The sequence below is a fragment of the Halolamina salina genome (genome assembly GCF_042678005.1).
Taxonomy (GTDB): Archaea; Halobacteriota; Halobacteria; order Halobacteriales; family Haloferacaceae; genus Halolamina; species Halolamina salina.
Map to the genome: position 1 here is coordinate 1 of NZ_JBHUDH010000053.1, position 7,618 is coordinate 7,618.

Consider the following 7,618-nt stretch of genomic DNA (forward strand, 5'->3'; position numbering starts at 1 on the left):
CAACGACGGGCTCGCCGAGATGAGCCTCACCGTCGGCCGCCCCGTCCAGTCGATGCTCGCGCAGGCCGGCACCGTCACCGGCGCGCTGGAGTCCTGGGAGGCGGTGGCCGCGGAGATCAAGTTCGACGGCGCGCGCGTCCAACTCCACCACCACCCCGACGGGATCGCGCCGCCCGAGGCCGACCGCGAGCCGACGCCCGACGACCCGACGGTGCGGCTCTACTCGCGGAACACCTCGGAGGTCACCGACGCGCTCCCCGAGATCCGGGAGTTCGCGGAGGAGCGACTGACGGCGCCGGCGATCCTCGACGGCGAAGTCGTGGCCGTCGACGACGACGGCGGCCCGCTGCCGTTCCAGGAGGTGCTCCGACGGTTCCGCCGGAAACACGACGTCGAGCGGATGCGCGAGACCGTCGAACTCGAACTTCACGCGTTCGACTGCCTGCTCGACGGCCGCGAGGAGGTCGAAGGAACTGATCTCCTCGAACGCCCGTTCCGGGAGCGCCACGGCCGACTCTCGGCGCTCCTGCCCGAGGCGGCGAGCGAGGTGCTGTACAGCGACGACGCCGACGAGATCGAGGCGTTCGAGCAGGACGCGCTCGAAGCGGGCCACGAGGGGATCATGCTCAAGCGGCCCGACTCGGCGTACACCCCGGGCGACCGCGGGCAGGACTGGCTCAAGCGCAAGCCCGACGTGGAGACGCTGGACTGCGTCGTCGTCGGCGCGGAGTGGGGCGAAGGCCGCCGCGCCAACGAGTTCGGGACGTTCCTGCTCGCGGTGGGGAGCGACGACGGCTACGAGACGGTCGGGAAGGTCGCGACGGGGATCACCGACGAGACGCTCGCCGAGCTCACCGAGCTGCTCGAACCCCACGTCGTCAGCGAGGACGGGCAGACCGTGGAGTTCCGGCCCGAGGTCGTGTTCGAGGTGGGGTACGAGGAGATTCAGGAGTCGCCGACCTACGGCGCCGGCTACGCGCTGCGCTTCCCGCGGTTCGTGGGCGTTCGGGAAGATAAGTCGGCGGAAGACGCGGATACAGTCGAGCGTGTGGAGCGGTTGGCCGAAGGTGTGGATTCGGTTTCGGTGGACGACTGATCGGTTGAGGAGAACTTTCGGTACGGGCCACGAGCTTCCCAGTGCATCGTCTGTACCCATCTCAGACGACGATTGAGAATCCTTATTAGTTGACTCGGGAACAGGTTGGCTATGCGTGTCACCCTCCTCGGGACTGGCGACGCGACAGGGATGCCTGCAGCACTCTGTGATTGTGAATACTGCGAGCAGAGCGCACCACGTCGTCGACCCGCAGTCCTCGTCGAGAGCGGCGACACCACAGTTGTACTCGATATCGGACCGGACCTGGTCGACCAACTTCAGCAGACAGAGACCTATCAGGTAGACGCCTTCTTTTTGACACATTTCCATCGTGACCACGCTGATGGACTGCTCGGACTGCTCCAGACCCTCCGTTCCGGAACCGAGACGGCGTGGAACGGCGCAGGGGATGCACATTCGTTCGATCTCCATATGACCGAGACGGCTACCGACCACCTCCGAGATTCGTTCGACTACTTTCTCGACCTACTGGAACCGACGTGGAGTCCGACTGGCGTTTCCATCGGAGAACTGGAGATCAGCCCGTTCGCTGTCGAACATATGCGTCCTGAGTACGAAACCGTCGGTTTCGTCGTCAGAGAAGGTGATCGAGCGATCGCATACGCCCCGGATATGGAGAGCTTCGTGGATGAACCGCCCGCGACAGATATCGACCTCTTCGTCTGTGAGGGGTCACCGTTCGTGGGCCTCAATCACGGGCCAGCAGACGAATTGAGTGCGGCGATAGCGAAACTTGACGCCGATAGAACTGTCCTCGTAAACGCCAGTGAGCACGCACGTCGTGAGCACACTCACGAATTAGAGAAGAACGCACAAGCGGCCGGTGCTGAACTGGGGGCCGACTTCGAAGAGTACACGATCCAATAGGCGGACGTGTTTCACTTCTGATTCGGTCGTACCCCCGAGTTGGACGCGGCTGCTCTCCGACCCCGCATATCTGTCGTCTGTTCCACAGCCTATTCTGAACGGAGAAGCCGTGCTACGAGTGACGGGTACTGTAACTGTAACAGCATCTCGTTCGTTGGCACCTTGTGACCGCACCGCTCCGCACAGCCCACAGACCTCCCCAGCCGATTCGCTCCCTCACTTCGTTCGGTCGCTCATCCCTCGCGCGCTCGTTCGCCCACGGAGGCGCTCACGTCGCGCGCCACCACCGGCCGCGGGGGGAGGGGTGGGGAATCGGTACTGTGCCGAGCCTCGTGCTCAGCACACTGCGGTCGCAAGTGGTCTAGCACCGGGATGCTGTTGCTGCCGCAGTAATCGGCGAACTACACCACGACGCTGCCCCGAAACCCCGCCACTGAATATTCGCCGAATACCGCTCCAACAACCCCTAAGGACCCCCCGACCCCACCCCCGACTATGACTGTCCATCACGACGGCCTCGCCGTCACGTGGCTCGGCTACGCGACCACCCGAATCGAGACCCCGGGCGGCTTCGTCGCCTACCTCGACCCCGGCCGCTACGGCGTGCTCACGGGCGACTGGACCCCCGTCGGCGGCGGCAACCCCACGGACGCCGCCCACCCGCGATCGACCGACTACCGCCCCGAGGACGCCGATCTCGTCTGTGTCACCCACGATCACCACTACGACTCCGACGGGATCGATCGCGTCGCGAACGAGGACACCACCGTCGTCGTCTACGAAGCCGTCGACCCGGCAGGAATCGACCGCGACGTAGCGCCCGTCTCCGAACTCCCCGGCGACGTCGTCCGGATCGGCGAGGAGGACCACCTCGCTGTCGACGGGCCGGACGGCGGTGCGGACGTCTGGTCGGTCCCGGCGTACAACGAGCCGGACGGCCCGCGGGCCGACGTGGACGGGAACGTCAGCCACCCGAAGGGGTTCGGCGTCGGCTACCGGCTCGCCATCGGCGGCACGTCGGTGTTCTGGCCGGGCGACAGCGACGCGCTGGACGCGTTCGCGGAGCTGTCAGTGTCGTTGTTCCTCGCGAACATCGCCGGGACGGTCGTCAGTAGCGCCGCGGAGTCGGCCGACCTCGCCGAGCGCATGAATCCGGACTTGGTGCTGCCGGTCCACTACAACACGATCGAGATCTTGCAGGCCGACTCCGGCGCGTTCGCGGCGGACGTCGCCAAACGGGGTGTGCCGGTGGTGCTGGACGAACGGGAGGGGTAGAACAGCGAGCGGTGGACCGTGCGCTCAGTGCGCGGCGTCTCCGGCCGGCGCCGCCATCGACTCGATCTCGAGGATGACCACGTTCGCGGTCGTGTCCTTCCCGTCGACGGTGCCCTCGACGACCAGCGCCGACAGCGGGGTCGGGCCGGCGCGCACCTCGTCGCCCTCGTGGAACTCCTTGACGGAGCCGCGCAGGTGGAGTTCGGCCCGACAGAGGTCGGGGTTGTGGACGCTGGTGAGGCGGATCTCCTCGACGTTGACGCCGGATAGCTCCTCGCCCTCGTGGACCAGCGGCACCGACGCCGGCTCGTCCAGTTGCTGCACGTCGAGCGCGTTGAACGCGTTGGTCGTCGGCTTGTAGCCGCCCTTCGGGCCGGGGACCCCCTCGACCAACTGGAGCGCCTTCAGGCTCTGCATCTGGTTGCGGATCGTCCCGGGGTTTCGGCCAACCTCCTCGGCGATCGCCTCGCCTTTGACCGCGGACTCGCGTTCGCCGTGGAGGTTGACGAGCGCCCTAAGAATCGTACGCTGGCTGGCCGTGAGCTCGATCGAAGACATTTGTCGAGATGTGACCGGCGGAAGCACATAAATCTGCGCACACCGGCGGCCGAAGTGAGGATGTTTGGGGAGAATACCCGGATCGTTCCACAGAACTGTTCAGAAATAGGCTTGGTCCGGACGGACGTGGGTATCGCCGAACGACAGGCCTTTGCCGCCGCCGGGTGGAGGCTCGCACATGAACGGCAAGCGCGTGCTCGTCACCGGCGGCGCGGGGTTCATCGGCTCGAACCTCTCGAACCACCTCGCGGCCGACAACGAGGTGATCGCGCTGGACAACTGCTACCTCGGCACGCCAGAGAACCTCGACGACGACGTGATCTTCGCGGAGGCGGACGTGCTCGACGACGACCTCCCGACCGACGTGGACGCCGTGTTCCACCTCGCCGCGCTCTCCTCCCGCGAGATGCTGGAGGAGAACCCCCGGCAGGGCGCCCGCGTCAACATCGAGGGGTTCGTCAACGTCGTCGAGCAGGCGATGGACGACGGCTGCGAGACGTTCGTCTACGCCTCGACCTCCTCGATCTACGGGAGTCAGGAGGACCCCTGCAGCGAGGCGATGCCCGTCGAGGCGTCGACGGGGTACGACGCGTCGATGATGGGCCGGGAGCGCTACGCAGAGTACTACTCCGACTTCCACGACCTCACGCTCGCGGGGATGCGCTTCTTCTCCGTCTATCAGGGGTACGGCGGCAACGAGGAACACAAGGGGGAGTACGCAAACACGATCGCCCAGTTCGCCGACGCGATCGCCGACGGCGAGTCGCCGGTGCTCTGGGGCGACGGCACGCAGACCCGCGATTTCACCCACGTCGACGACATCGTCCGCGGCCTCGAACTCGCCGCCGAGAACGAACTCGACGGCGTGTACAACCTCGGCGTCGGTGACCCCTACACGTTCAACGAGATGGTCGACATGATCAACGAGGAGCTGGGGACCGACGTGGACCCCGTCTACGAGCCGGTGCCGCTGGAGAACTACGTCTTCCACACCCACGCCGACCCCTCGAAGTTCAAGGACGCCACGGGCTGGGAGCCCGAGATCAGCTTCGAGGAGGGCGTGAGCCGGGTGTGCGAGCCGTACAAGGAACGCGAGGACGGCGAGAGCGAGCGCGAACGGCTACAGGAGTAGCTACTCGCTGTCCGCCAGCCCGGAGGAGTCGGGCTGGAGGACGCCGATCAGCCCGAAGAGATACCCGAGGGCGAGCAACAGGAGGCCGACCCCGCCGCCGGCAGTCGCCGCGCCGAGCGATACGAAACCGCCGAGGAGCAGCGTCAACAGCCCGAGTCGGTAAACTGTCTGGTTCACGGCCCACGGCTTCCCGCGGTCGCTACCTCGTTCTTTCGCCTTCCCCCACGGAGCGCCGAGTTTATCACCCGGAACCGCCCCACTCCAGCCATGCGCGTCGAGAACTCCTTCATCCCCGTCCGCGGGGTCGGCGAGACGACCGAACGCCGGCTCTGGGAAGACGACATCACCCACTGGGACGACTTCCACCCGAGCGCGGTCGGCCGCAAGACCGGCGAGCGCGTCGAATCGTTCATCGACGAGGCCCGGCCCCGCCTCGACGCCGGCGACGCCGCCTTCTTCGACCAGCAGTTCCCCTCCAGCGAGCGCTGGCGGCTCTACGAGAACTTCCGCGACTCGGCCTGCTTCTTCGACATCGAGACCACCGGGCTCGATCAGGAACGGAACGAGGTCACGACCGTCTCGTTCCACCGCGACGGCGAGACGACGACGCTCGTCAACGGCGACGACCTGACCGCCGAGAACGTCCGGGCGCAGTTCGCGGACGCCGACCTGCTGGTGACGTTCAACGGGAAGCGCTTCGACGTGCCGTTCCTCGAGACCTCGTTCGGCCTCGACGTGGAGACGCCCCACCTCGACCTGATGTACACCTGCAAGAAACTCGGGCTCTCCGGCGGCCTGAAGCCGATCGAGCAGGAGATCGGCATCGAGCGCGACCGACCGGACATCTCCGGCCGCGACGCGGTCCGCCTCTGGAAGGAGCACGAGCGCGGCGAGGACGGCTCGCTGGAGACGCTGATCTCCTACAACCGCGAGGACGCCGTCAACCTCCGGACGCTGGCCGACGAGGCGACCGAACGGCTGGACCGCCGGACGTTCGTCGACGGCTGAGGCGGGGCGGCCCGGAGACTTTTGTACGACCGGCCAGAGTCCCGCGGGTATGGGAGAGAACGGCGGCGACGAGAGCAGTGACGCGTCCGGCGGCGAGGCCCGTCGACGCGCGGCCGACGCGTCCGGGGAGGACGAGACCGTCCCGCGAGTCGATCTGGGGCTGCGGGAGCTGTCGGTGTCGGTGACCGGCCGGTCGGACGACGACCTCGAGGCCGTCGCGGAGAGCGCCCAGGACCTGATGGGCTACCTCGTCGCGGAGGCCGACGGACTGGAGGACGACCACGACGAGTACGGGCTGAGTTGATCGGGCGTCAGATCGACTCGACGATGTCGCCGATTCGGCGGGGTTCCCCCGAGATGTTGGGGTCCTCCTCGACGATCTTGAGCACCTCGTGGTCGGTCACGTCTGGGTAGGACTTCTCGGTCGCCTCCTCGATCAGCGCCTTCTCCAGTCGGAACTCGGTGCCCTCGTAGACGACGTCGACGCCCTCATCGTCGAACGAAAGTGCGGTCATGCGCCGACGTACGACGCCGCCGGGGGTTAACCTCACGCTTCCGGGGCGAGCCTCGGCCTCGTCACCGCCGAACGCGGCCGTCCAGCCGCGGATGCCGGCAACAACTGTCGAGAACCAGATGTATGTCTGACGGAGCCTTTTAAGTATGGAGACCGACCTATCGCGTGTATGTCGCTCCGTCAGGACCCGCTCGACGAACTGTCCATCCCCAGCGGCACCGTGGTCGAGGAGCACGACCTCGTCACCGACGGTGACGTGCTGGTCGGTGGCCAGTCGACCGTCGAGTTCGGAGTCCGCGGCCGCTCGGCCGCGGCCGGCGAACGGAGCAGTTTCGGCGGCCACATCGAGGCCGAGAACGACTGTCGGCTGGACATGTGGACCGACGTGGACGGCGACGTGCTCGTCGGCGAGGACGCCTACTTGGGGGAACGCGCCCGGATCGGCGGGCAGTTGATGGTCTCGGGCGATCTGGACATCGGCGACGACGTGGAGATCGAGGAGGGGTTCGAGGCCAACGGCTGGATCACGATCCGGAACCCGATGCCGACGCTGGTGTTCTACTTCATCGTGCTCTCCCAACTTCTCCGGCTGGGCGAGGAGGAGGCCGCCGACGACTTGGCGTACGCGCTGGCCGACGGCGGCGAGGCCGAGCAGGCGCCGCTGGTGATCCCGCGGGGATCGTCGGTCTCCGACGACGCGTGGCGCGTCTCGACGCCCGCGACGATCGGCTCGGACTGCCGACTCCACGGGAACATCCGCGCGACGGAGGTGACGATCGAGGAGCGCTCGGAGCTGTTCGGCAGCGTCCGCGCCCGTGGCGACGTGCACCTCCACTCCGGCAGCGTGATTCACGGCGACGTGAGCACGCGGGACGGCCGCGTCACGATCGACGCCGGCGCGAACGTCCGCGGCGACGTGTCGTGTGGCGACCTGCGCGTCCACGAGCGCGCGAACGTCGAGGGGACGATGCGCGCCGACGGCGAGATCCAGTTGGTGCAGTCCGACGACTCGGCGCCGACGGACCCACAGGAGCAGACGCCTGATTTCTGAGTTTCACGATTTTCTCGGCGAGGGAACGCTGTCGGCGCGAAGCGCTCGCGCCTCCGTGCGCGAGCGAGCGCGAGGGACGAGCGAGCGAACGGAGTG

General features: G+C 66.9%; 10 protein-coding genes. 7 read left to right on the forward strand and 3 right to left on the reverse strand.

Features of this window, described 5'->3' with window-relative positions; genetic code table 11:
* The 3 genes from ACFR9S_RS06305 to ACFR9S_RS06315 all read left to right on the forward strand — a co-directional run.
* On the forward strand, positions 1-1,096 hold a 1,096-nt coding region (locus ACFR9S_RS06305; protein ID WP_379818289.1), incomplete at its 5' end, for an ATP-dependent DNA ligase.
* 111 nt (positions 1,097-1,207) lie between these two features.
* Positions 1,208-1,984, forward strand: a complete 777-nt coding sequence (locus ACFR9S_RS06310) for an MBL fold metallo-hydrolase (RefSeq protein WP_379731002.1) — start codon at positions 1,208-1,210, stop codon at positions 1,982-1,984.
* 495 nt (positions 1,985-2,479) lie between these two features.
* Positions 2,480-3,259 (forward strand): MBL fold metallo-hydrolase, encoded by a 780-nt coding sequence (locus tag ACFR9S_RS06315; protein WP_379731001.1) that lies wholly within the window; start codon positions 2,480-2,482, stop codon positions 3,257-3,259.
* 24 nt (positions 3,260-3,283) lie between these two features.
* Here ACFR9S_RS06315 and ACFR9S_RS06320 read toward each other — a convergent pair whose 3' ends face one another.
* On the reverse strand, positions 3,284-3,817 hold the full coding sequence (locus tag ACFR9S_RS06320; protein WP_379731000.1) for an Rrf2 family transcriptional regulator: 534 nt from the start codon (positions 3,815-3,817) through the stop codon (positions 3,284-3,286).
* Positions 3,818-3,995: 178 nt separating this feature from the next.
* Between ACFR9S_RS06320 and ACFR9S_RS06325 the strand changes: the two genes are divergently transcribed.
* Positions 3,996-4,949: an NAD-dependent epimerase/dehydratase family protein gene (locus ACFR9S_RS06325; RefSeq protein WP_379730999.1), complete on the forward strand. Its 954-nt coding sequence runs from the start codon at positions 3,996-3,998 to the stop codon at positions 4,947-4,949.
* On the opposite strand, the gene ACFR9S_RS06330 is transcribed toward ACFR9S_RS06325, so the two are convergent.
* On the reverse strand, positions 4,950-5,126 hold the full coding sequence (locus ACFR9S_RS06330) for a hypothetical protein (RefSeq protein ID WP_379730998.1): 177 nt from the start codon (positions 5,124-5,126) through the stop codon (positions 4,950-4,952).
* Between the two features lie 90 nt (positions 5,127-5,216).
* Between ACFR9S_RS06330 and ACFR9S_RS06335 the strand changes: the two genes are divergently transcribed.
* Both ACFR9S_RS06335 and ACFR9S_RS06340 read left to right on the forward strand, forming a co-directional pair.
* Positions 5,217-5,957, forward strand: a complete 741-nt coding sequence (locus ACFR9S_RS06335) for a ribonuclease H-like domain-containing protein (protein WP_379730997.1) — start codon at positions 5,217-5,219, stop codon at positions 5,955-5,957.
* Positions 5,958-6,006: 49 nt separating this feature from the next.
* Positions 6,007-6,261: a hypothetical protein gene (locus ACFR9S_RS06340; RefSeq protein WP_379730996.1), complete on the forward strand. Its 255-nt coding sequence runs from the start codon at positions 6,007-6,009 to the stop codon at positions 6,259-6,261.
* Between the two features lie 7 nt (positions 6,262-6,268).
* Here the strand turns inward: ACFR9S_RS06340 and ACFR9S_RS06345 are convergent, their stop codons facing one another.
* A complete protein-coding gene (locus tag ACFR9S_RS06345) occupies positions 6,269-6,472 on the reverse strand; it encodes a DUF5800 family protein (RefSeq protein WP_379730995.1) in 204 nt (67 codons plus the stop codon).
* 168 nt (positions 6,473-6,640) lie between these two features.
* Between ACFR9S_RS06345 and ACFR9S_RS06350 the strand changes: the two genes are divergently transcribed.
* A complete protein-coding gene (locus tag ACFR9S_RS06350) occupies positions 6,641-7,522 on the forward strand; it encodes a polymer-forming cytoskeletal protein (protein ID WP_379818290.1) in 882 nt (293 codons plus the stop codon).
* The last annotated feature ends 96 nt before the right edge of the window (positions 7,523-7,618 follow it).